The organism is Devosia sediminis (assembly GCF_016411825.1).
GTDB lineage: Bacteria > Pseudomonadota > Alphaproteobacteria > Rhizobiales > Devosiaceae > Devosia > Devosia sediminis.
On sequence record NZ_JAEKMH010000002.1, the window covers coordinates 250,342 to 274,237 of the forward strand.

Annotated in this window: 23 protein-coding genes; 13 read left to right on the plus strand and 10 right to left on the minus strand. The window is 63.3% G+C overall.

The window, feature by feature from the left end:
* Nucleotides 1-159 precede the first annotated feature (159 nt).
* A complete protein-coding gene (locus JEQ47_RS08525) occupies nt 160-984 on the plus strand; it encodes a DUF1499 domain-containing protein (RefSeq protein WP_198875992.1) in 825 nt (274 codons plus the stop codon).
* Nucleotides 985-1,028: 44 nt separating this feature from the next.
* Here the strand turns inward: JEQ47_RS08525 and glpK are convergent, their stop codons facing one another.
* Both glpK and glpD read right to left on the minus strand, forming a co-directional pair.
* Nucleotides 1,029-2,525: a glycerol kinase GlpK gene (gene glpK, locus JEQ47_RS08530; RefSeq protein ID WP_198875993.1), complete on the minus strand. Its 1,497-nt coding sequence runs from the start codon at nt 2,523-2,525 to the stop codon at nt 1,029-1,031.
* Nucleotides 2,526-2,653: 128 nt separating this feature from the next.
* Complete coding sequence (gene glpD, locus JEQ47_RS08535) at nt 2,654-4,135, minus strand: glycerol-3-phosphate dehydrogenase (RefSeq protein WP_198875994.1); 1,482 nt, start codon at nt 4,133-4,135, stop codon at nt 2,654-2,656.
* A 161-nt stretch (nt 4,136-4,296) separates the two neighbouring features.
* Here glpD and JEQ47_RS08540 point away from each other — a divergent pair, with 161 nt between their 5' ends.
* Nucleotides 4,297-5,232, plus strand: coding sequence for an AEC family transporter (locus JEQ47_RS08540; RefSeq protein WP_198875995.1), 936 nt, complete (start codon nt 4,297-4,299; stop codon nt 5,230-5,232).
* Between the two features lie 115 nt (nt 5,233-5,347).
* Here the strand turns inward: JEQ47_RS08540 and JEQ47_RS08545 are convergent, their stop codons facing one another.
* Complete coding sequence (locus JEQ47_RS08545) at nt 5,348-6,298, minus strand: alpha-E domain-containing protein (RefSeq protein ID WP_236020756.1); 951 nt, start codon at nt 6,296-6,298, stop codon at nt 5,348-5,350.
* 163 nt (nt 6,299-6,461) lie between these two features.
* Complete coding sequence (locus JEQ47_RS08550; RefSeq protein WP_198875996.1) at nt 6,462-7,886, minus strand: circularly permuted type 2 ATP-grasp protein; 1,425 nt, start codon at nt 7,884-7,886, stop codon at nt 6,462-6,464.
* 238 nt (nt 7,887-8,124) lie between these two features.
* On the opposite strand from JEQ47_RS08550, the gene JEQ47_RS08555 reads away from it, so the two are divergent.
* A complete protein-coding gene (locus JEQ47_RS08555) occupies nt 8,125-9,054 on the plus strand; it encodes a 2-hydroxyacid dehydrogenase (protein ID WP_198875997.1) in 930 nt (309 codons plus the stop codon).
* A gap of 118 nt (nt 9,055-9,172) precedes the next feature.
* Here the strand turns inward: JEQ47_RS08555 and JEQ47_RS08560 are convergent, their stop codons facing one another.
* From JEQ47_RS08560 to JEQ47_RS08570, 3 genes are all read right to left on the minus strand, one after another.
* Nucleotides 9,173-9,973, minus strand: coding sequence for an alpha/beta fold hydrolase (locus JEQ47_RS08560; RefSeq protein ID WP_198875998.1), 801 nt, complete (start codon nt 9,971-9,973; stop codon nt 9,173-9,175).
* Between the two features lie 167 nt (nt 9,974-10,140).
* A complete protein-coding gene (locus tag JEQ47_RS08565) occupies nt 10,141-10,476 on the minus strand; it encodes a cupin domain-containing protein (protein ID WP_198875999.1) in 336 nt (111 codons plus the stop codon).
* A 63-nt stretch (nt 10,477-10,539) separates the two neighbouring features.
* On the minus strand, nt 10,540-10,995 hold the full coding sequence (locus JEQ47_RS08570) for a GNAT family N-acetyltransferase (RefSeq protein ID WP_198876000.1): 456 nt from the start codon (nt 10,993-10,995) through the stop codon (nt 10,540-10,542).
* Nucleotides 10,996-11,103: 108 nt separating this feature from the next.
* On the opposite strand from JEQ47_RS08570, the gene JEQ47_RS08575 reads away from it, so the two are divergent.
* Nucleotides 11,104-12,738, plus strand: coding sequence for an alpha-glucosidase family protein (locus tag JEQ47_RS08575; protein ID WP_198876001.1), 1,635 nt, complete (start codon nt 11,104-11,106; stop codon nt 12,736-12,738).
* A gap of 69 nt (nt 12,739-12,807) precedes the next feature.
* On the opposite strand, the gene JEQ47_RS08580 is transcribed toward JEQ47_RS08575, so the two are convergent.
* The 3 genes from JEQ47_RS08580 to JEQ47_RS08590 form a co-directional block, all read right to left on the minus strand.
* Entirely contained in the window at nt 12,808-13,887 is a 1,080-nt protein-coding gene (locus JEQ47_RS08580) for an AbrB family transcriptional regulator (RefSeq protein ID WP_198876002.1), read from the minus strand.
* 208 nt (nt 13,888-14,095) lie between these two features.
* Complete coding sequence (locus JEQ47_RS08585) at nt 14,096-15,268, minus strand: M20 aminoacylase family protein (RefSeq protein ID WP_198876003.1); 1,173 nt, start codon at nt 15,266-15,268, stop codon at nt 14,096-14,098.
* Nucleotides 15,269-15,373: 105 nt separating this feature from the next.
* On the minus strand, nt 15,374-15,604 hold the full coding sequence (locus JEQ47_RS08590) for a hypothetical protein (protein ID WP_198876004.1): 231 nt from the start codon (nt 15,602-15,604) through the stop codon (nt 15,374-15,376).
* Nucleotides 15,605-15,890: 286 nt separating this feature from the next.
* Between JEQ47_RS08590 and JEQ47_RS08595 the strand changes: the two genes are divergently transcribed.
* The 9 genes from JEQ47_RS08595 to fsa all read left to right on the plus strand — a co-directional run bounded on the left by JEQ47_RS08595 (nt 15,891) and on the right by fsa (nt 23,876).
* Nucleotides 15,891-16,250 (plus strand): thioredoxin family protein, encoded by a 360-nt coding sequence (locus JEQ47_RS08595; protein ID WP_198876005.1) that lies wholly within the window; start codon nt 15,891-15,893, stop codon nt 16,248-16,250.
* Nucleotides 16,250-16,972, plus strand: coding sequence for a cytochrome c biogenesis CcdA family protein (locus tag JEQ47_RS08600; protein ID WP_198876006.1), 723 nt, complete (start codon nt 16,250-16,252; stop codon nt 16,970-16,972). Before JEQ47_RS08595 ends, JEQ47_RS08600 begins: the two co-directional genes overlap by 1 nt.
* 23 nt (nt 16,973-16,995) lie before the next feature.
* Nucleotides 16,996-17,901 carry a sulfurtransferase gene (locus tag JEQ47_RS08605; RefSeq protein ID WP_198876007.1) on the plus strand — a complete coding sequence of 302 codons (906 nt, stop codon included), beginning with the start codon at nt 16,996-16,998 and terminating at the stop codon, nt 17,899-17,901.
* 297 nt (nt 17,902-18,198) lie between these two features.
* Nucleotides 18,199-18,783, plus strand: coding sequence for a DUF6969 family protein (locus tag JEQ47_RS08610; protein WP_198876008.1), 585 nt, complete (start codon nt 18,199-18,201; stop codon nt 18,781-18,783).
* A 95-nt stretch (nt 18,784-18,878) separates the two neighbouring features.
* Nucleotides 18,879-19,847 carry a Tim44 domain-containing protein gene (locus tag JEQ47_RS08615; protein WP_198876009.1) on the plus strand — a complete coding sequence of 323 codons (969 nt, stop codon included), beginning with the start codon at nt 18,879-18,881 and terminating at the stop codon, nt 19,845-19,847.
* A 312-nt stretch (nt 19,848-20,159) separates the two neighbouring features.
* On the plus strand, nt 20,160-20,918 hold the full coding sequence (locus JEQ47_RS08620) for an electron transfer flavoprotein subunit beta/FixA family protein (RefSeq protein WP_198876010.1): 759 nt from the start codon (nt 20,160-20,162) through the stop codon (nt 20,916-20,918).
* A complete protein-coding gene (locus JEQ47_RS08625; protein ID WP_198876011.1) occupies nt 20,918-21,841 on the plus strand; it encodes an electron transfer flavoprotein subunit alpha/FixB family protein in 924 nt (307 codons plus the stop codon). Before JEQ47_RS08620 ends, JEQ47_RS08625 begins: the two co-directional genes overlap by 1 nt.
* 117 nt (nt 21,842-21,958) lie before the next feature.
* Nucleotides 21,959-23,143: an amino acid aminotransferase gene (locus JEQ47_RS08630; RefSeq protein ID WP_198876012.1), complete on the plus strand. Its 1,185-nt coding sequence runs from the start codon at nt 21,959-21,961 to the stop codon at nt 23,141-23,143.
* 79 nt (nt 23,144-23,222) lie between these two features.
* Nucleotides 23,223-23,876 carry a fructose-6-phosphate aldolase gene (gene fsa / locus JEQ47_RS08635; RefSeq protein WP_198876013.1) on the plus strand — a complete coding sequence of 218 codons (654 nt, stop codon included), beginning with the start codon at nt 23,223-23,225 and terminating at the stop codon, nt 23,874-23,876.
* Nucleotides 23,877-23,896: the final 20 nt, after the last annotated feature.

Here is a 23,896-nt window from a genome sequence, read left to right on the forward strand (position 1 = left end):
ACCACCCGGTTTATCCGGGTGGTCCACCTCCCCGCGCACTGGATTGCGCGGACAAGCCGGGCAATGACGAAGAACAGCCGTAGTCCCTTCGGAAGATTTTATTCAAACTAGCGCAACACCTTGCCGCTATTCTCTGCCCGGTTTGGGGAATTTGTCTTCGTGCGCATACTGATCAGAACCTCGAAATGGGCCACAGTGGCGCGTCGGCTGGGTTGGCTGGCCGTGCCGCTCACCCTGGTGCCCGTCATCATGCATCACGGCGGCTTTCTCGATTCGCGCACCTTCCTTTCGGTTGCCGCCTTTGCCTGCCTGGTGGCTGCGCTGGCCGTGCTGACGGCCCTCATCGCGCTGGCGCGGCTCTGGCAAACCGGTGACCAGGGCTGGGGCCGGGCGCTGGCGGGTCTGTTCCTCGGCCTTGTCTGCCTCGCGCCCTTCGCCTGGTATGGCTCGCTTGCCCTGCGCAATCCTGTCGTGACCGACATTTCCACCGTGCCGCGCGGTGAACTGCCGCTGATTTTCGAGCCCGACACGGCGCTCATGCCGCCCTCGCAAATGCTCACGCCCGAAGAGCAGCAGTTCTACTTCCCCAATGCCACGACGCGCACCTACCCGCTCGACGCCCTCCAGCTCTTCGCCATTGTCGAGCATCTGGCCGAAGAACAGGGCTGGGATATCCGTCAGCGCAACGAGCCGGGCGCCGATGGCGAGCCGGGCCGCATCAATGCCCGTATCGTCACGCTCCCCGGCTGGCGCGAGGAGGCCGTGCTGCGCGTCATGCCCACGCCCGGAGGCGGCGCTGTCGACATGCGCTCCGCCTCTATCGGCGCGCCACATGATCTGGGCTCCAACGGCGAACGCATCAGCAGTTTCCTTGTCGCTCTCGACGACGAGGTCACCGCCTTCCTACGCGACAATCCAAACATCAATCAGCCCGTGGCGCCCGAGCCCGAGGAACCGGCCCCCGAGGTCGAAACCGGCGGTTGAGGCCCTGAACTCCCCAGCGAGCTGCGATGTCATCCGCGGGTGCTTTACTGCATCTGCGAAGTCAGCGTCCGGCGCACTGCGTCGTCCCAACCGGCAATCTTAGCCTTGCGCGTCTCTGCATCCATCTGCGGTTCGAACCGTTCGTCGCGCGCCCAGCTTTCGGCGAATTCCGCCATGCCGGGCCACACGCCTGCCTTCATGCCGGCCAGCCACGCCGCGCCCAGCGCCGTGGTTTCGAGAATGGTCGGCCGATCCACCGGTGCATCGAGAATGTCGGCCAGGAACTGCATGGTCCAGTTCGAGGCGACCATGCCGCCATCGACGCGCAGCACCGTGTCACCATCGCCCTGCCAGTCCTTGCGCATCGCCTCGAGCAGGTCGCGCGTCTGGTAGCTCACCGCCTCTAGCGCCGCTTTGGCGATTTCGGCGGGCCCAGTATTGCGGGTGATGCCGAAAATAGCGCCACGCGCCTCGGCATCCCACCAGGGGGCGCCCAGCCCGACAAAGGCCGGAACCATATAAACGTTCTGGCTCGGGTCCGCCGTCCGCGCCAAGGGGCCGGTTTCGCTCGCATGCTTGACCAGTTTCAACCCGTCGCGAATCCATTGCACCGCCGCCCCGGCAATGAAGATCGAGCCTTCGAGGGCATAGGTGGTCTTGCCGTCCAGCCGATATGCGATCGTCGTCAGCAGCCGGTTCTTGGAAGGCACCCGGTCGGTCCCGGTATTGAGCAGCGCGAAACATCCCGTGCCATAGGTCGATTTCAGCATGCCCGGCTCGAAACAGGCCTGCCCGATCGTCGCCGCATGCTGGTCGCCGGCGACGCCCAGGATGGGAATCGCGGCGCCGAAAAGGCCAGCATCCGCCACGCCGAAATCGTCGGCGCAATCCTTGACCGCCGGCAGCAGCGCCACGGGGACGTCGAGCAGCGCACAGAGCGAGTCATCCCACTGGTTGGTGCCGATATTATAGAGCAGCGTCCGCGACGCATTGGTGGCGTCGGTGGCATGCACCTTGCCGCCGGTCAGCCGCCAGATCAGGAAAGTGTCCACTGTGCCAAAGGCCAGTTCCCCCTTTTCGGCCCGCGCCCTTGCGCCCTCGACATGGTCGAGCAGCCACTTGACCTTGGTGCCCGAAAAATACGGGTCGAGCAGCAGGCCCGTGCGCTCGGTCACATCGGGCTCATGCCCGTCTTTCTTGAGCTCGGCGCAATAGCCCGCGGTCCGTCGGTCCTGCCAGACAATGGCATTGTGGATCGGCTTGCCGGTCGCACGGTCCCAGATCACCACCGTTTCGCGCTGGTTGGTGATGCCGATTGCCGCGATGTCGCCCGCGCCGGCTCTGGCCTTGTCCAGCGCCGTCTTGATCGACCAGGTGACGCTTTCCCAGATCTCTTCCGGGTCATGCTCTACCCAACCATCCTGCGGAAAATGCTGGGTAAATTCCTTCTGGCCCACCCCGGCGATCTTCCGCTCGCCATCGAACACAATGGCCCGGCTCGAGGTGGTGCCCTGGTCAATGGCGAGAATGTACTTTTGCATGTTCCGCTCCCCGGGGAATTCGCTTCCCGCTCGATTTTCTGTTCTCGTCACCACTCGGCTTGACCGGGTGGTCCATGCATTCGCGCACTGGATTGCCCGGTCAAGCCGGGCAATGACGAGGATCGCGCCTACTTCCGCGCCCGCAAGAACGCCTCCAGTCGCGCCGCATCCTCCGCGCCGACCTTCAACCCCAACTTGGTCCGACGCCACAGCACGTCATCGGCCGTTCGCGCCCATTCGTGCTCAGCAAGATACACGACTTCTACGGCGTGGAGGTCGGCACCGAAATTCTGTCCAAGGTCATCCACGCTTTTCGCGTCGCCCAAAAGCATTCGCGCCCGCGTGCCGTAGAGCCGCATCAAGCGCTTGAGCAAGCTCGTTGGCATATCGGGGTAGTCGAGACCCAGCCGGCGCACTTCCGCGTCAAAGCTCTTGGGTCCGAAATCGCCGCCGGGCAGGGTGCTTTCCCGCGTCCAGGCCTGGCCCTTCTTGCCCAGCACGTCCTCGATCTTTTCGAGCACCGACTCCGCCAGCCGCCGCGAGGTGGTGAGCTTGCCGCCGAAGACGTTGACCACCGCACCATTGCTCGCGTCGCCGTCGACCTTGAGCACATAGTCGCGCGTTGCCTCCTGCGCGGCGCTGGCGCCGTCGTCATAGAGCGGGCGCACGCCTGAATAGCTCCAGACGATGTCGTCACGTGTCACCGTGCGGGCAAAATACTCGTTCGCCGCCCTTATGAGGTAATCCGTCTCCTCCGCGGTGATGACAACGTCCTTGGGGTCGCCCTGATAATCGCGGTCGGTGGTGCCGATCAGCGTGAACTCGTCCTCATAGGGGATGGCAAAGAAGATGCGCCCATCGCTGTTCTGGAAGAAATAGCAGCGGTCGTGATCATAGAGCTTCTTGACCACGATATGGCTGCCCTGGACCAGCCGCACATTGTGCGCGCCGGTCTTGCCCAGGGTATCGCTGATCACCTGGTCCACCCAGGGCCCCGAGGCATTGACCAGCATCCTGGCCCGAACCTCGCGCCTGCCGCCTTCGCCATCGAGCGATACCGTCCAGGCGCCATCCTCGCGCCGCGCCGAAACCACCTTGGTGCGCACATGCACCTCGGCGCCGCGGTCCGCCGCGTCGCGGGCATTGAGCACCACGAAACGCGCATCGTTCACCCAGCAGTCCGAATACTCGAAGGCAAGGCCATAGCCGGGCTTCAGCGGCTTGCCTGCTGCGTCGTGCTTGAGGTCCAGCGTCTTGGTCGGCGGCAACAGGCGCCGCCCGCCCATATAGTCATACATGGCGAGCCCGGCGCGCAGCACTACGGCCGGCCGCAATCCCTTGTGATGGGGCAGCACGAAGCGCAGCGGCCAGATGATATGCGGCGCTGCCGCCCACAGCACTTCGCGCTCTGCCAGCGCCTCGTGCACCAGCCGGAATTCGTAGTGTTCGAGATAGCGCAAACCGCCATGGATCAGCTTGGTCGCGGCTGAACTCGTGCCCGAGGCAAGGTCATTCATTTCCGCCAGCGCGACGGTATAGCCGCGGCCTACAGCATCGCGAGCCACGCTCGCTCCGTTGATGCCGCCACCGATCACGAAAATATCCAGCATTGCGCCGCCCTGTTGCCTCGATGGTTCGTTTGTACGACATTTTGTTTCGTTTGTAGAGGTGCAATATTTCGTTTAATCTACCATACAAGTTGGTCATTGACCCGCGGCCCGACGCGGTCTACGGCTGGCATATCGCTCTGACGGGCCCGGATCGCTGGCCGATGCTCTCCATTCTCGCTGTTATCGCGCCCATCTTCGCGCTTATCGCGCTGGGCTACCTGGCCGTGCGCTTTCGCCTTTATCCGGCTGAAGGCGTCAAGGCGCTGATCGCCTTCGTCAATAATTTCGCCACGCCCTGCCTGCTGTTCTATTCCATCGGCACCAGCGATTTCCGCTCCGCCTTCAATATCGGCATCATCGCGCCTTTTTATATCGGCGCGACCCTCTGCTTCGTCCTTGGCATCGCCGTGGCGCGACGTTTCTTCGCCAACCGGCCGGGTGAGAGCGTCGCCGTCGGCTTCGCCGGCACCTTCACCAATACCGTGCTGGTCGGCCTGCCCATCATGAGCCGCGCCTATGGCGACGGCGCCCTGCCGGTCACGCTCTCCATCATCGGCCTGCACGGGGCCATCCTGCTGACCCTCGGCATGGTCACCATGGAACTGACGCGCCGCGACGGCCAGCCTCTGGGGCGAACGCTGGTGGTTGCCACCAAGCGTGTCGGCTCCAATCCGCTCATCTGGGGCATTCTGGGCGGCATCGCCCTGTCCCTCTCTGGCATCACCCTCGCCGAGCCGGTCGCGGCCTTCTTTTCCATGCTGGGCCAGGCCGTGGTCCCCGCCGCGCTGTTCGGCATCGGCGGTGCGCTCAACGAGTTCAAGCTCTCGGACAACTGGAAGCAGGCCCTGGTCGCCTCGCTGATCAAGCTCGTGGTTCACCCGGCGCTTGCCTATGCGATGATGATCTGGGTGTTCCACGTGCCCATGGACATTGCCCGCTACGGCATCCTGCTCGCCTCCATGCCGGCGGGCATCAATATCTACGTCTATGCCACCTTCTATGATCGCGGCGTCAGCGTCGCCGCCAACACCATCCTGATCTCCACCGTCCTCTCGGCCGTGACGATATCGGGCTGGCTGTTCGTGCTGAGCTTATAGAACAATCCCCAACTCCGATGTCACCCCGACCCTGAGCCGGGGCCTATCCTGAGATCTCAAGATGGGTCCCGGCTTTCGCCGGGATGACAGTCAACGGGTGGGTGGGCCTGCAAGCTCAGAAGAAGTTGTAGCTCTCCGAGAGGGCGTCGGTCACCTGGTTGTTGCGGGCGATGAAGTCCTCGAGGAATTCATGCAGGCCGCGCGCGAAGATGGCGTCCATGCTCGTCTCGTTGACCATGGCCATCAGGCTTGCCGCCGCTTCGTGGCATTTTTCCTGCCGGCCATAGATCTTGGCCAGGCTGTCGAGGTTCTGCTGCACGAAGCTCGCGCAATAGACCAGGCTCCTCGGCATTTCCGGCCGAAGGATCAGGAAGTCGGCGATGTTCTGCGCCTTGTAGCGGTCGTGGTAGACGTGCCGGTAGGCCCGGTGCGCCGAGGCGGCGCGCAGGATCAGCGTCCATTGCTGGATGTCGAGATCGCCCCCCACCTGCGTCGCCTGTGGCAGCAGCACGTAGTATTTCATGTCGAGAATGCGCGCCGTGTTGTCGGCCCGCTCGACGAAATTGCCCGCCTGCAGGAAGTTGAACCCGTCATCGCGCAGAATGGTCCCGAGCAGCGCCCCCCGGAATTCGTGGCTGCGCTGCTTGACCCATTGCAGCAGTTCGAGGAGCTTGGCGCCGCGCACGTCCCGCGGCCTGATCTGCGCATATTCGAGCCAGGCGCCGTTCATGCTCTCCCACATGTCGGTGGTGATCGCGGTGCGCACCGAACGCGCATTGGTTCGAGCGGCCCTGAGACAGGAATAGACCGAGGAGGGGTTGTCCGGGTCGAACATCATGTAGTGGGCGACCGTATCGACATCGGCGATCGTATGCTTGGCATCGAAGCCTTCATCGACCTCGGCCGCCTGCATCATCGAGATCAGATGCTCGCTGGCCCCGCCTTCACGATGGCTGGTCAGCGACATGCGATAGCCGACCTCGAGCAGCCGCGCCATGTTCTCCGCCCGCTCCACATAGCGGGAAAGCCAGAACAGGTTCTGCGCTGTGCGTCCGAGCATCCTCATGCGTCTGAACCCCCACCCTCAATCCCTCCCCACAAGGGGGAGGGAGACGATGACCAGTGGCGCTTCGGTCCTTCGCCTCCCTCCCCTTGAGGGGGAGGGAATGAGGGTGGGGTGGGGCCCCGCGCTCGATTGAAATGTGTGTCTGGATCAAAAGGGAGAAAAATCACTCTTCCAGCACCCACGTATCTTTCGTCCCGCCGCCCTGCGACGAGTTCACCACCAGCGAACCTTGCTTCAGCGCCACGCGGGTCAGCCCGCCGGGCGTGATCCGCACTTCGTCTCCGACCAGCACATAGGGTCGCAGATCCACATGGCGCGGCGCGACATTGCCATCGATATGCGTGGGGCAGGTGGAAAGGTCGAGCGTCGGCTGCACAATGTAATTGTCCGGTCGCGCGATGATCTTCTGTCGGAATTCCTCGTGCTGCGCCTCGGTGGCCGTCGGGCCTACCATCATGCCGTAGCCGCCCGATCCGTGCACTTCCTTGACCACGAGGTCGGCGATGTTCTCCAGCACCCAGGCGCGCTGCTTCTCGTCGGTGCAGTTATAGGTCGGCACATTGGCCAGCAGAGCCTTTTCCCCGAGATAGAAGTCGATGATCTCAGGGACATAGGTATAGACCGCCTTGTCGTCGGCAATGCCGGTGCCCGGCGCGTTGACCAGCGTCACATTGCCGGCGCGATAGGCGTCGAAGACGCCGGGGACGCCGAGCATGGAGTCGGGCCGGAAGGTCAGGGGGTCGAGATAATCGTCGTCGATGCGGCGGTAGATCACGTCCACCTGCTCGGGGCCGGTGGTTGTCCGCATATAGACCTTGCCGTCCTCGACAAAGAGATCGGGGCCCTCGCAGAGCTGCGCGCCCATCTGGTCGGCGAGGAACGAATGCTCGAAATAGGCCGAGTTGTAGATGCCGGGCGTCAACACCGCGATATTTGGGTTTCTGCCCCTGAACCCTTCGGGCGCCACGCTTTCGAGTGTCCGCCGCAGGTTTTCCGGATAGGTCTCGACCGGCGCCACCTTGGAGCGGTGGAAGAGGTCCGGCGCCAGCAGCATCATCGCCTCGCGGTCTTCCAGCATGTAGCTGACGCCCGACGGAGTGCGCAGATTGTCTTCGAGCACGAAGAACTCGTCGGGGCCCACGCGAACGATGTCGACGCCGATAATGTGGGCATAGACGCCCTTGGCCGGGTTGATCCCCATCATCTGCGGGCAGAAGGCCGCGTTCTTGAGGATCAGCTTTTCGGGAACAAGCCCCGCCTTGAGAATCTCCTGGTCATGGTAGACGTCATAAAGAAAGGCGTTGAGCGCCTTCACCCGCTGCTCGATCCCCTGGGAGAGCTTGCGCCATTCATTGGCGGCAATGATGCGGGGGATGACGTCGAAGGGGATCACCTTCTCCGTGCCTTCTTCCGATCCATAGACCGCAAAGGTGATGCCCAGCTTGCGGAAGATGGCTTCCGCATCGGCCTGCATCAGCGCCAGAGCCTTGTCCGGTTGTTCGCTGAGCCATCCGGCCAGCGCCCGATAGGGTTCGCGGACGGACCCGTCCGGATTGTACATTTCGTCAAACGGCGTCTTGTCGCCCATACGTCTCCGCTCGGGTGATACGGCATTCCCATCGCCATGCCATTGCTACACATTTGTTTTCTGCCGTCCAGACACTCAAATCCGGCACGTGCCGCATTTTGATGCAGGTCTGGCTTGCCACGCGCGTCTGGTCCGCTAAGCTTCGCGCGCAATCAGCGAACCCGATCCCACCCATCATCGTCATTGCCCGGCTCGACCGGACAATCCATGCGATGCCCACCCAAGGGCGCAGTTCTCCATGACCATCGAAATCCTCCAGACCCATCCGCTCCTGAAATCCTGCGAGGAGGCGCTGGCCGCCCGCTACACCGTGCACAAGCTGCACGAGCAGGCCGACAAGGACGGTTGGCTCAGGGAAAACGGCGCCCGCATCCGCGCCCATGCCGGTTCGGGCATACAGGCCGACCTCATGGACAAGCTGCCGAGCCTCGAGATTATCGCCAGTTTCGGCGTCGGCTACGACAACATCGACACCGCAGCCGCCAAGCAGCGCAATATCCGCGTCACCAATACGCCAGATGTGCTCAACGATGCCGTCGCCGAACTGACCATTGGCCTCATGGTTTCACTGGCCCGCCGCATCCCCCAGTCCGACCAATACGTGCGCCAGGGTAAATGGCCCAATGGCAATTTCGGCCTCTTTTCCGAATTGACCGGCAAGACCGTCGGCATTCTTGGCCTCGGCCGCATCGGCAAGGAAATCGCTACCCGCGCCCAGGCCATGAAGATGCGCGTCGTCTATCATGGCCGCCACCAGCAGACCTCCGTGCCCTACATCTTTTACGACGATCTCGAAGACATGGCCCGCGACAGCGACTGGCTCGTCGTCATCGCCCCCGGCGGCAAGGGCACCGAGGGTATTGTCAGCCGCAAAGTGCTCGATGCCCTCGGCCCTAAGGGGCGTATCGTCAACGTCGCGCGCGGCACGCTGATCGACGAAAAAGCCATGGTGGAGCTGCTGGTCAATGGCGGTCTCGGCGGCGCCGCGCTCGACGTCTTCGAAAAGGAGCCCTCCGTTCCGGCCGAGCTTCTCACCCTCGACAATGTCGTGCTTTCCCCCCACCAGGGCAGCGCCACCCACCAGACCCGCGACGCCATGGGCGCCCTGCTGGTCGCCAATCTCGAAAAACACTTCGCCGGCGAACCGCTGATCTCGGCGGTGGTTTAGCCGCGAAGCGGCACCCTCCCCCTTGCGGGGAGGGAAGCGAGATAGGACTTAGCTCTTGCTAAGTCCGTCATCGAGCAGGGTGGGGGACCGGTTGGGCCTCCCACGCCCGATCATCTCTTCACTCCGCCAGGAACGCCCTGGCAAATTCCGTCACCACATCCGTCTCTTTGAGCATGACGTCGTAATGCGTCGTGCCGGGAATGATCGCCAAGCGGTTCGGCGTCGGCCGCAGTGCCCCGTCCACGCCGGCATCACGCGTACCGCCCCCAAACAGGCCGTAGATCTCCGCGATATGGGCCGGATACATCATCTCTGCATCGGCATAGACCAGCAGGGTCGGCGCCGTGACCGCGGCAACGTCGTCGGACCAGTCATAGGGTCCTTGGTTCATCAGGCCGGTCTTGCGCATCATCGCTTCCCAATTCACGTCCGGATACATCCCTGCCAGCGGCGACTTTTCCAGATATCCGGCAATGGTCGGTGCATGGGCCGGCATCTCGTCGAACTGCTGCTGCACTTCAGGGAAGTTGCCATCCGCCTTGACGTTCATGCCGATCACCACGAGCTTGCCGACGCGCTCGGGGTGCCGGATCGCCATTTGCAGCGCCACCCCGCCACCAAGCGACCAGCCCATCACGTCGATCTGGTCGATCCCGATCTCCCCCAATAGGGCATCGACGTCGTCGGCCATCTGTTCGTAGCTCCAGTTCGCCTCGGCGTCCGAGCTCAGTCCATGGCCGCGCAGATGAATGGCATAGACCTTGTGCGTTTTGGCCATCGCGGCGAGCGGCGCGCCGAACATGTCCGACGGATTGACGCCGCCATGCAGCATCACCAACGGTTCACCCTCGCCGCGAACCTCGTAGTAGAGCTCGACGCCGTTGACGGCGACGCGATCATTGGACGTGGCATTGCTCATCGAAGTGTCTCCTTGGGTCTGGGATGCGGCGGGCAGAGTGCCGGCCAACAGGGCCGCTATGGTCAGGCTTGCGAACAGGCGTCTCAACACCTCAACCTCCTTGCATAACTGAATGGCTATGTAGGTACATAACCAAACGGATATGGTCAAGAGGATATTGCGAGCCGTTACTCCAGATTGACCTGCACCATGGTGCCCGCATCATGGACGCAGAAGATGACCAGCCGGCCGTCACCGATATTGGTGAACTTGTGCGGCGTGTCTGGCGGCGCAGTGCCGATATCGCCCGGACCGGCCTCGTAGACCTCATCACCGATCTGCACCCGCGCGCGCCCTTCCTGCACGAACCAGGTTTCGGCATAGGGATGAGTATGGAGCGGGGGACCCTGGCCGGGATCGTTGTCGACCGCGAAAAACGAAATGCCCGTTCCATGGGTGTGACCCTCGAAGCGGACGGTGCGGCTCTTGCTCGGCGGGCGTTGTGTTGCAGGCAGGAATGGCATTTCGAGCTCCTCGTTTCTGCCTCGACGACGATCCGTCACGGCGGCCTTCGACAGCGTCTCCCGTCAGGTCTGTGCGTAGATGCGGTGCGGCTCTCCCTCGAGGTCGATCGCCTCGACCAGCGCCCAGCCTTCGTTTTGGAACAGGGCGTCCGCATGCGCGGTGAGCGCGTAGACGCGCGCAAACCCGAGGCGCCTGGCCTCGTCCAGGGATCGTGCCAGCAGAGCCGCAGCGACCCCGCGCCGCCGGAATGCCGGATCGACCAGCAGGCCGCCGATCCATGGCGATCGTTCGGTCACGAGCCCGCCCGAGGTCACTGTCAGCGCTGCTGTCCCGGCAGCCACCTCGCCGTCGAAGGCCACGATCCCGAGCGGCAGCCCGTCCCGGACCAGCCGTTCTTCGAGATCGGCCCGCGCCGACGCCCCCTGCGGATGGTACCAATCCGGCCATTCGCGTTCCATCACCGCAGCCAGTTCCGACACCGCATCGGAATGGTCGATCAGCAGTCCTGTGACTATCATTTGCGCAATCCTCGCCTGCATCGCCCCCGGTTAACAGCCGCGGCGGAAATCTGTAGCTTCATATGCGAATCCGGCCCGGAAGTATCGAGGCCGCAAGGAGCATAGCGAATGACCGAATGGTGGCGTGGCGGAGTAATCTATCAGGTTTATCCGCGCTCGTTTCAGGACAGCAATGGTGATGGCGTGGGCGATCTGCCCGGCATCATCGATCGGCTCGACCATATTGCCAGCCTTGGCGTCGACTGTATCTGGCTTTCTCCCCTGACCCGCTCGCCTCAGGCCGATATGGGTTATGACGTCTCGGACTATATGAGCGTCGATCCGCTTTTCGGCTCGCTGCAGGATTTCGATCAGTTGATCGAAAAGGCCCACGCGCTGGGCCTCAAGGTCATCATGGATCAGGTGGTCAGCCATACGTCCGACCAGCATCCCTGGTTCGGCGAATCTGCCTTCTCGCGCGATAATGCCAAGGCCGACTGGTATGTCTGGGCCGATGCCAAGCCCGATGGCTCGCCGCCCAACAACTGGCTCTCGGTCTTCGGCGGTTCGGCCTGGGAATGGCATACCGCCCGCAAGCAGTACTACCTCCATAATTTCCTCACCTCGCAGCCCGATCTCAACTTCCACAATCCGGCGGTGCAGGATGCGGTGCTCGAAGTCATGCGCTTCTGGCTCGATCGCGGGCTCGACGGCTTCCGTCTCGACACGGTCAATTACTATTTCCACGACGCGCAATTGCGCTCAAACCCGCCGCTCAAGTCGCTCAAGGGTGTGCCCGCCACCAACCCCTATGACATGCAGAGCCACAAATATTCCAAGAGCCAGCCGGAAAACGTCGACTGGCTCAAGAAGGTGCGCAAGATGCTCGACCAGTATCCCGGCGCCACCAGCGTCGGCGAGGTCGGCGACGACGAGCGCGGCCTGGAGCTGATGAAGGCCTACACATCGGGCAAGTCCTTGCTGCACATGTGCTATTCCTTCGATTTCCTGGGGCCGAAATTCACTGCCAAGCACTTCCGCTCCAAGGTGGAGGCCTTCTTTTCCGGCGGCGAGACCGGCTGGCCCTGCTGGAGCTTTTCCAACCACGACGTCATCCGCCCGATGACCCGCTGGGCGCCCTACAGCACCACCCCGTCCGATCTGGCGCGCCAGTCGGCCGCCCTGGGGCTTACGCTCAAGGGCTCGGTCGGCCTTTACCAGGGCGAGGAACTTGGCCTGCCCGAGGCCGATATTCTCTACGAGGAACTGACCGATCCGCGCGGCATCCGCTTCTGGCCCGGCGACAAGGGTCGCGACGGCTGCCGCACGCCCATGCCCTGGCAGCACGAACTGGCCTATGCCGGCTTCAGCACGGCAAAGCCCTGGCTGCCGGTCAAGCCGGCCCATGTCGCGCTCAGCGTCGACCAGCAGAATGCCGATCCCAACTCGATCCTCAATTTTTACCGGACCCTGCTCGCCTGGCGCAAAAGCCATCCGCAGCTGGTCACCGGCGACATCACCTTCTTCAATACATCGGAGCCGGTGCTCGCCTATCGCCGCTCCGCCGGCAACAAGGACTTGATCTGCGTCTTCAACCTCTCGGCCGAACCGTTGACGGTCAAGTTGTCCAAGGTCGAGCTGGAGCTCGAGCCGGTGAGCCACAACGCCACGCTCGAAGGGTCGAGCCTGGCCCTCGGCCCCAACGGCTTCGCCATCCTGCCGGCCCCCGCGGGCGAGGGGAAGGTATCTTACAAGCCGGTTTGACGGCCCCTTCTTCACCCTCCCCCTTGAGGGGAGGGTAGCGGCGCTCGGTCCGCAAGGACAGCAGCAGAGCTAGGGAGGGGGTGGCGGCGTTTCGACCGCCGCCCGCTTTTCTGCCCATCGTATCAGCACCACCGCCGCCGGTATGGCAAAGCTCAGCATCAGCAGCCGGATGACATGGTGCGCGGCGATAAAGGCGGTGTCATACCCCAGTGCGATGCCCAGTGCCCCCATGCCTTCGAGCGCCCCTGGGGACAGGCCCAGCCAGATCTGGCCAAACGGCATGTCGACGAGTTGTGCCACGCCCATCGCCATCACCGTGACGATGCTCACGGTCATGGCCGTCGCGATCAGCCCGCCCTTGGCCGCCGCCATGAATTCGGCGCGGGTAATGCCCACGAAGCGAGAGCCGATCAGCGCCCCGGTCAGGATAAAGGTGCCGACCACCAGGGGGACCGGCATGGCCTCGGCATAGAGCCCGCCAAGCTTTGCCGCCGTCGCCGCCGCCATGGCGCCCAGCACCATGCCCGCCGGCACCTTGAGCCAGATGAAGACGAGGCCAGCCACCACGCATCCGACGGCCAGCAGCACCAGTTGGATCGGGCCGAGGAAATCCTCCGTCACCGGCGGCGCGAAATGGTCGATGGGCAGGAATACCGCGCCAACAGGCACGGCAATGGTCAGCATCAGGATGCGGATCACCTGGATGATGACGATCTGTCGCGAATTGCCGACGCCCGTTGCGGCAATGCCCATGACAAAGCTCAGATGCCCCGGAAACGAGCTGAGATAGGCAGTGCCGGCATCGAGCTTGAACACCTTCGTCAGCATCCAGCCGGTGGCGGCGACGATGATCACCAGTTCGATGGCCAGCGCCGCCAGCGAAATGGGCCAACTGGTCAGAAGGCTCAAACTATCCGGTGCCACGCTGGCGCCCATGGACATGCCGATCAGCACGAAGGCCACATTGCGCAGCCCGTCCGGCATGCGCACCGGTGCGCCCATCATCGCCGCGACCGTCACCGCCAGCGCCCCACCCATCAGCCACCCGGCCGGCAGGCCGATCAACGTGGCAAGGCCTCCGCCGGCGGCAGCGATGGCAAGCGTCAGAAGCACGGGAAGAATATCGGAGCGGGAAATCAGGGCAGGCATTATGCCGTGACCCTTAGCCCAAGCTTCGCCCGGACGGAAGGTTGATCGGAAGGATCAATGCTTCGCGCGGCGCCCCAGGAGTGACGGGAAGAGAGGGGCGTCAGGGCCAGCCGAAAAGGTGGGATTCCGAGAACCGGCGCGCAGCGTACATGCGTACGTGAGCACCGGAAGCGCAGGAATCCCAGCTTTGCAGGCGGCCATCACGCGCCTATCGACCCGTCACCGGCAATGCCTTTTCCACCAGGCCCACCCAATAGCTCACTCCCACCGGAATGGCTTCGTCGTTGAAGTCGTAGGTGTCGGTGTGGAGTTCGGTCGAGTCGCCATTGCCGATGAAGATATAGGCGCCCGGCCGCTGGTTGAGCATGAAGGAGAAGTCTTCCCCACCCATGGATGGCGCCGTGTCGTCGTCGACATTGCCGGCGCCCACCACGTCGCGCGCCACCTCGGCGGCAAACCGCGTCTGTGCCTCGGCATTGACCGTCACCGGGTAGCCGCGGGCATAACGTATGCTGGCCTCGGCCCCGAAGCTCACGGCGAATTGCGGGACGAATTCGGCCAGCCGCTCCTCGATGAAATCCTGCACCGCGCCATCCAGCGTACGCACCGTGCCGGTGATCTTGGCCGTGCGCGAAATCACATTGTCCGCCTCGCCGGCCTCTACCATGGTGACGCTCAGCACCGCGCTGTCGAGCGGGTCGAGATTGCGCGAAACGATGGTCTGCAGCGCCGTCACCATCTGCGCTGCGACAATGATCGGGTCCACCGTCTGCTGCGGCCGCGCCGCGTGTCCGCCCTTGCCGGTAATGTCGATATAGAACCGGTCGGTCGCCGCCATGATGCCACCGGCGCGGATGCCGAAATGGCCCACCGGCATGCCCGGCCAGTTGTGCATGCCATAGATTTCGGTAATGTCGAATTTTTCGAACAGCCCGTCTTCCAGCATCACGCGGCCGCCGCCGCCACCCTCTTCGGCCGGCTGGAAGATCAGCGCCACCTGACCATCGAAATTGCGTGTCTCAGCGAGATACTTTGCCGCGCCCAGCAGCATGGCCGTGTGCCCGTCATGGCCGCAGGCATGCATCTTGCCCGGCGTGGTCGATGCATGCGGCAGGCCGGTCTTTTCGGTCATCGGCAGGGCGTCCATGTCGGCCCGGAGGCCAATAGTCCGGGTGCCAGCGCCGCGACCCTTGATAATGCCGACAACGCCGGTGCGTCCAAGCCCGGTCACCACTTCGTCACAGCCGAATTCGCGCAGCTTTTCCGCCACCACGCCGGCCGTCCGGTGCACGTCGAACAGCACCTCCGGATGGGCATGGAGATCGCGCCTCCAGGCGGCGATCTCGGGCTGGAATTCGGCAACGCGGTTAAGAACAGGCATGGGAAACCAAAGCAGGACAGAGAAAGCGGCAATGTCTCCGTGCCGGCCTGCGGCGTCAACTCCGAAGTCGGTCGGCGTAGCCGATGAAAGGCTCCGGCGTCTCTACTATTGCGGCGCCGGCGAGCACGGCGAATAGGCCAGGGGATCGTCGGCCGGTGGAACGGCCGGAGCGGCAACCGAGCAGGGCGACTCCGCCATCGGGTCCACCACCGCAGGCGCCGCAGGAGCCGCCGGTGCTACAGAGGCAGGGGCGGAATTGAGCTGCACCGCGGCCACTGCCGCAACGGCGCCTGCCGCCAGTGCTGCGCCAAAAAGAAGCGTTCTGCGGGTCGTCATGGTCTGGGCTCTCGCTAGTCGTGTCGTCTCTGCCCGGTGCTGCGCCGTGCCCGTCGAACGAAGGGCTTGGATACGCCCGCACCCAGGCGCGCACATCATAGCCCGCCCAACCGTCCGTTTCGAATCTATATAATTCTTATAGACTAGATATACTTTTTAATCCGTCCGCTAAATTGAGGATGCTGAACCTCGCAAGCCCTCGCCGCTTCTGCGAGCCTGAGGGCAGAAAATACTGTTTGAGGTCAACATGTTGAAGCGGCGCTCCGTCCTGGCTCTAGGTCTCTCCTTGGCTGCCGCGATTGGGGCGGCCCAGGCCCAGGAGGCTGCCGAGGCCGTTGCCGTCGCCTATGAATCCCTCGATCAATTGAAGGCCATTGCCGAAAACGGTCCGGCCATTCTCTATTTCCACGCGGAGTGGTGCCCCACCTGTCGGGCCACCATGGTGTCCTTTCGCGGCCGCTGGCCCGAAGTGCAACCGGGCATCACCTTGGTCATCGCCGATTACGACGCCGAGCCCGATCTCAAGGCCCGCTACGGCGTCACCTACCAGAACACCTATGTGCAGGTCGGCCGTGACGGCGAAAAGCTGCAGATCTGGAATGGCGGCGGCATCGACGCTCTGAACACCAGGCCGATTTTCCAATAATGGATATTTCCATCCTCATCGCCTTCGCGGCCGGTGTCGTCACCGTGGCCTCGCCCTGCGTACTGCCGCTGCTGCCGGTTATTCTCGCCTCGTCGGCGCAGTCGGGACGGTTGCGGCCCTGGGGCGTGCTGACGGGTTTCGTCCTCACCTTCTCGGCGGTCACCCTGGCCTTGGCCAGTGTGGTCAACGCGCTGGGCATCAGCCCCGATATCGTGCGCACCATCAGCGCCGTGCTGCTCATCGCCTGCGGCGTCGTCCTGCTCGTGCCAAAGGCGAGCAGCCTTTTCGAGCGCTCCACCGGGGGCCTCGCCAATGCCACGGCGCGCCTGCCTCAGGGCGATGGCTTCGGTGGCGGCTTCGTCATCGGCGCTGGTCTCGGCCTCGCCTGGACCCCATGCGTCGGCCCCGTCATGGCCTCGGTGCTGACCCTCGCGATGAACCAGCAGGTCACGGTGTCGGCCGTCTTCGTGACGCTGGCTTTTTCCCTCGGTACGGCGCTGCCCATGGTCGCCGTCATCTTCGGCGGCCGCGCCGTGCTCCAGCGCTTCTCGTTCCTGCAGGCCAATGGAGACCGCATAAAGAAGGTCTTCGGCGTCCTGCTCATCCTGGTCGGCGCCTTCCTCCTCACCGGCTTCGACCGCACCATCCAGCTCTGGCTCTACGACCTCTTCCCTACCTGGGAAGAGACCCTGACCGGCTGGGAATATTCCTTCGTCAACTGATCCATCTGCAAAGGAGATTTTCCATGACACTCAAGACTTTCGCCGTCCTGGCCGCCCTGGCCTCCGGCCTTGCTCTCTCGACCTCTGCCTATGCACTGCCTGCCGTGCTGCAGCAGGGCCAGGGCCTCGGCGCCTATATCGATCTCGACCAGCTCAAGGCTTTGGGCGACGATGTCGTGCTGGTCGATATCCGCACCGCCGATCGCTATGCTGCCGGCCACATTCCCGGCGCCATCAACATTCCGCGTGAATTCATCGAGACCCCCGATGTCGGCGGCGTCATCGGCGAAACCAAGACCTATGAGGAACTCGAGCCCATCCTCGCCTCCTACGGCCTCTCCTACGACCAAACCATCTTCGTCTATGGCGAATTCGAGGAGAATCCGCTGTCCCCGGATTCCGGCCGCTTCCCGGGCAAGATCTATGTCTCGCTCGATCAGGCCGGCTTCCCCAATGTCCACATCCTCAGCGGCGGCGTGAACATCTGGGATGGCGAACTCTCGACCGAAGCGAGCGTCCTGCCGCCTTCCGATCTCAAGCTCACCAACACCAAGCCCTACATCGTGCAGAAGGACTATGTGGTCGAAGCGCTGACAAAGGACGACACCTATGTACTCGACGCCCGCGGCACCACCGGCTTCGACAAGGCGCATATCCCCGGTTCGATCAATGTGCCGATCGGTCTCTTCTCCAACGCTAATCAGCTCCACGACGATATCGATGGCCTGATCGCCAGGCTCGACGAGCTCGGCATCGACAAGGACGACGAGATCATCACCACCTGCGGCTGGGGCTGGGCTGCTTCCGACCTGCTCGCCGTGCTGAAGGACCTGGGTTACACCAATCTCAAGCTCTACGACGGCTCGTGGACCGAATGGGTCCAGGACCCCGACCTCCCCAAGGCCGGCACCGACTTCGCGACGAGCTGAGGCCTGACCAACATCACCCCACCCTCAATCCCTCCCCATCAAGGGGAGGGAGGCGAAGGGGAAGGCGCCCGTGCTCATCGTCTCCCTCCCCCTTGTGGGGAGGGATCAAGGGTGGGGGTGTCGGCGCCCGCCGAAAGCTCGTTAGTCATGTTCATCCCACCCTCCCCCTTGCGGGCAGGGTAGCGCCGCTAGGCCGACAGGCCGTAGCAGAGCTAGGGAGGGAGACCGGCGACCCCGTCACCCTTGCCTCGCCCCTCACACCGCGCTAGGCCTGCCTCGTCCAACCGAGACCGCACCATGAGCGAAGCCACCGACCGCGCGGATGAGGAAATCCGCTTCTGCGAAGCCATCCTGGCCAAGAGCGGCACCAACGTGCTGCTCGAAACTCTGCGCGATGCGCCCGATGTCGCCGCCTGGTCGCATTATCCCGAGGGCGATGTCTTCGACCCGGCGAGCGGCGCGCAGTGGTACTATCATTGCCATTCGCCCTCCACCGACGAGGCCGAGCACGGCCATTTCCACTGTTTCGTCCGGCCCCAGGGCAAGGACGGCCCTGTCCACCACCTCGCCGCCATCGGCGTCACGCCCTATGGCCAGCTCCACCGCATTTTCACCGTCAATCACTGGGTGGTGGGCGATGACTGGCTGGATGCGGAGGCGACCGTGCCACTGCTCCAGCGCTTCGACATGCAGATGGCCCGCCCGTCCTATCTCGTGAACCGCTGGCTGACTGCGATCTTGGTGCGTTACGAGACCGAGATTGCCGACCTCATCAGCGAACGCGACCGGATCATCGCCGCTCACGCCGCGGGCGATCTGCCGGCCAATCGCGAGGATCGCACCCTGGAAGTCACCTCGGAGTTTCGCCCGGCCCGGGGCTAGGCGCATCGGTCGCAGTCCTTTTATCGGTCCGCACCTACACGTGGGCACCATCCATCCCTATATCGGCCACAGAGTTTTCTTGAGGGGGCCGATCCATGTTTGCCGCGCGCAGTTTTCGCTTCACCAGTCTCATCGCCTGTCTCGTTGTCGCCTTTTCCTTTATCTCGGTCGGCGACGCCGAGGCTCGCAAGGGTGGCAGCTTTGGCAGCCGTGGCATGAACACGTTCAACAGTCCGGCCCCCACGCAGACGGCGCCGGCACCGGTTGCTCCGGTCCAGCGCACCATGACCCCGAACCAGCAGCAGAACACGCCTTCGCCATCGGCGCAGTCGGCCCAGCCGCGCGGCGGCTTCATGAACGGTTTTGGCGGCTCGCTGGTGCGCGGCCTCTTTATCGGCGGCCTCTTCGGCTTGTTCCTCGGCGCCGGCTTTGGCGGCATCGGCGGTGTCTTCGCCATGCTGGTGCAGATCGCCATGATCGGCGGCCTGATCTGGCTGGCCCTGCGCTTCTTCCGTCCGCGCACGGCAACTGCTGGTGGTCCGGACGTGGCGGCCTATGAGCGCCGGCCGGCGGCCAAGCCCGATTTCAGCGGCATGTTTGGCAGCGGTGGCAGCGCTGCTCGTCCTGCGGCACACAAAGCCAATCCCAACCAGCTCAACATCGGCATGGAAGACCTCGAAAAGTTCGAGAGCATGCTGACCCGTGTGCAGGCCGCCTTTGCCGGCGAGAATTACGCGGCTCTCCGCACCCTGACCACGCCCGAAGTCATGGGTTACCTCTCCGAGGAACTGGCGACCAACGCCACTAATGGCGTCAAGAACCAGGTGTCCGACGTCAAGCTGCTGCAGGGCGACTTGTCCGAAAGCTGGCGCGAAGGGCAGGTGGAATATGCCACCGTCGCCATGCGGTATTCGGCCGTGGACTACATGGTCGATCGCCAGACCGGTGCCGTGGTCGAAGGCGATGCCGATACTCCCGGCGAGTCCACCGAAATCTGGACCTTCATCCGCAATCGCGGCGACGGCGACTGGCGCCTCTCCGCTATTCAGGAAGCTTCGAACTGAGCCGAAGGCAAGATCGCTCCTGTGGAGCAATCTTAAGTGAGAAGGCCGCGAGACCTATGGTCGAGTGGCGGCTCGAACGGCGGGGTCGTCCGTCCCCCTTGCGACCTCCGCTCCATCGTCACCACCCGGCTTGACCGGGTGGTCCACGCCTCAGCAAACTGGATTGCCCGGTCAAGCCGGGCAATGACGGAAGAACGTGGTCCGTACCAAACTTTCTACTTTCCCATTTCGAACTAGACCGAATTTCCCCCGTTCCGCCTTGCCCGCTCGATCCCTTTTTGCGATTGAAGCCCCAACTTGACGGAGCTGCTCATGAAAATCCTCGTCGCGGTCAAGCGCGTGGTTGATCACAACGTCCGCATCCGGGTCCGCCCTGATGGCTCGGGCGTCGAGACCAATGGCGTGCGCATGTCGATGAACCCCTTCTGCAAGCACGCCGTCGAAGCTGCCGTGCAATTGGCCGAGGCGGGACAGGCGAGCGAGATTGTCGTCGTCTCCATCGGCCCCAAGGCCAGCAACGACGTCATCCTCACCGCCCTCGCCATGGGCGCCCATCGCGGCATCCTGATCGAGACCGACGCCGCCCTCGAAACATTGGCCATTGCCAAGCTGCTGGCCAAGGTCGTCGATGAGGAAAAGCCCGAGCTGGTGTTGCTGGGCAAGCAGGCCGTCGATGATGACAGCAACCATGTCGGCCAGATGCTCGCCGCCCTCACCGATCGTCCGCAGGCGACCTTTGCCTCAGAGATCAAGCTCAGCGGCGACCAGTTGGAAGTCACCCGCGAAGTCGATTATGGCCGCGAGACCGTGGCTCTCCCGCTTCCGGCCATCGTCACGGCGGACCTGCGTCTCAACACGCCCCGCAACGCCGCCCTGCCCATGGTGATGAAGGCGCGCTCCAAGCCGCTCGCCGTTCGTCCGGCCGCCGAGTTCGGCGTCGACCTCACGCCCCGCCTCAAGGTCGAGAAGGTGTCCCCGCCACCCGAACGTGTCGCCGGCAGGACCGTCGGCTCCGTGCCCGAACTCGTCGCCATTATTGCCGCCGACGTCAACGCGATGGAGGCGATCTGATGAGCGTCCTGGTTCTTGCCGAAGTCGACAACGGAATTCTCTCGCCCGCCACTGCTCGCGTGGTCGCCGCGGCGTCCCAGCTCGGCCCGGTCGATGTGCTGGTCGTCGGCCCACAGTCCGCGGCCGATGCCGCCGCATCCATCGCCGGCGTCGCCAAGGTTCTGGTGAGCGATGGCAGCCTCCTCGCGGATTCTCTCACCAGGTTGCTGCTCGCGCTAACAGTCCGCTATCAAATTGTCGCCTCGGCCGCCTCCACTTTGGGCAAGGACGTCATGCCGCGCCTTGCCGCCAAGCTCGACATCCAGCCGGTCACCGACATCGTCGCCATCGCAGCGCCCAACCGTTTCGTCCGGCCCATCTATGCTGGCAATGCCCTTGAAACTGTTGAGGATTCTCAGGCCAAGCACGTCCTGACCTTCCGCGCCTCAGCCTTTAGCCCGGCTGCTCATGGAAATGCTGCCCCGGTGGAAGTGCTTGAAACGCCAGCACATTCTGCCGCAAAGTTCATCGCCGCTCACCGCACCGAAAGCGACATTCCCGACCTCGCCACGGCCCAGATCGTCGTCGGCGGCGGTGTCTCGGTCGGCTCCGCCGAAGGCTTTCAACTCATTGAGAAGCTTGGCAAAACCCTCGGCGCTGCCGTAGGGGCCACCCGTGCCGCTGTCGATGCCGGCTACGCGCCCAATGACTGGCAGGTCGGCCAGACCGGCAAGATCATCGCCCCCGACCTCTACATCGCCATCGGCATTTCAGGCGCCCTGCAGCACCTGGCCGGCATCCAGGGCGCCAAGAAGATCATCGCCATCAATTCCGATCCCGAAGCGCCCATCGTCAAGATTTCAGATGTCGCGCTGATAGGCGATCTCTTTGAAATTGTTCCACAATTGACGGCTGAACTCGAGAAGCTGGGCCTCAAACGCTGAGGCCGCTTACCTCTCCCTCTGGGGGAGAGGTCGGCGCGTAGCGCCGGGTGAGGGGGCCTTCTCCAATCATCAATCACCGCCTATAACACCACCGCCTTCCCACCGGACCTCCCGCAAATGTTCGAAACCCTGACCAAGGCCCCCGGCGACAAGATTCTTGCGCTCATGGGCGAGTATGCTGCCGACTCCCGTCCCACCAAGATCGACCTCGGTGTTGGTGTCTACAAGGATGAAAAGGGCGTGACCCCGGTCATGACTTCGGTCCGGAAGGCCGAAGAGCGAATTCTTTCGAACGAAAAAACAAAGACTTACCTCGGCATTGCCGGCAACAAGGGCTATGGCAATGCGGTGCTTGACCTGGTGCTGGCCAATTCGGTCGACCGCGCCCGCGTCCGCATCGCCCAGGCCCCCGGCGGCACCGGTTCGCTCTGGGTGCTGATGCAGCTCATCAACCGTGCCCGTCCCGGCGCGACGGTTTATGTGTCCGACCCGACCTGGGCGAACCACAATCCCATCGCCCTCAATTCCGGCCTCCAGGTCGCGACCTATCCCTATTTCGATGCCGAAACCCGCGGCGTGAAGTTCGAGCAAATGCTTGCGGCGCTTGATAAGTTGAGCGCCGGCGATGTCGTGCTGATGCATGGATGCTGCCACAACCCGACCGGCGCCAACCTCAGCAATGAGCAGTGGGATCAGGTCGCAGCCTCGCTCGCCCGATCAGGCGCATTGCCCTTCATCGACCTCGCATACCTCGGCTTCGGCGACGGCATCGAGCCGGACGCCTATGGTACGCGCAAGATCCTCTCTGCGGTCCCCGAAGCGCTGATCGCCTTCTCGGGTTCGAAGAATTTCGGTCTCTATCGCGAACGCGTCGGCGCCGCCATCCTTGTCGCCCGTAACGGCGACGAGGCGGAAGTCACCAATTCCCAGCTCCTCAACATCATCCGCGGTGCCTATTCGCAGCCGCCCGATCACGGTGCCGAGATCATCCGCACCATCCTCGAGGATGCCGCACTGCGTTCCGAATGGGAGACCGAGCTGGCCGCTATGCGCAACCGCATGATTTCGCTGCGCAAGAAGCTTGCCGACGCGATCCGCGAACGCTCCAATTCCACCGATTTCGACTTCGTCGCCGATCACCGTGGCATGTTCTCGCTGTTGGGGCTCAGCAACGACGCTGTGGAACATCTCAAGGCCGCAAACGGGGTCTATATGACTGGGGACAGTCGCATCAATGTCGCCGGCATTCCGGAAGATAAGGTGGGCGATCTGGCGGACGCGTTTTTGGGCGCCATTCGCTGATCCCATCGCTTGCGGCGGGGCGCCGCCATGGCTACATCTGGATCAACGGTCCGGACCAATAAGTTACTAGGAGGGAACGATGAAGTTCTTCGTCGACACTGCAGATACCGCCGCCATCAAGGAGCTCAACGACGCCGGGCTCATCAATGGCGTGACCACCAATCCGTCGCTGATTGCCAAGTCCGGCCGTGACTTCAAGGAAGTCATCAAGGAAATCTGCGGCATCACGCCCGATCCGGTCTCCGCCGAAGTCGCCAGCCTCGAATATGACGGCATGGTTGCCGAAGGCGAACATCTCGCCAAGATCGCGTCCAACGTCGTTATCAAGCTGCCGCTGACGCTAAATGGCCTCAAGGCCACCAAGTACTTCAAGGACAAGGGTATCGCGACCAACGTCACCCTGTGCTTCTCGGCCAATCAGGCTCTTCTGGCTGCCAAGGCCGGCGCGACCTATATCTCGCCTTTCATCGGCCGCCTCGACGACATCAATCTCGATGGCATGGAGCTGATCGAGAACATCCGCACCATCTATGACAACTACCAGTTCGAGACCCAGATCCTGGCCGCCTCGATCCGCTCGCCCAACCACGTCACCGAGGCTGCTCTTGCTGGCGCCGACGTTGCCACCATCCCGCCCGACGTGATCAAGAAGCTGGCCAGCCATCCGCTGACCGACAAGGGCATCGAAGGCTTTCTCAAGGATTGGGCCGGCACCGGCCAGAGCATTCTCTAGCACTCGATATTTCCACAAGC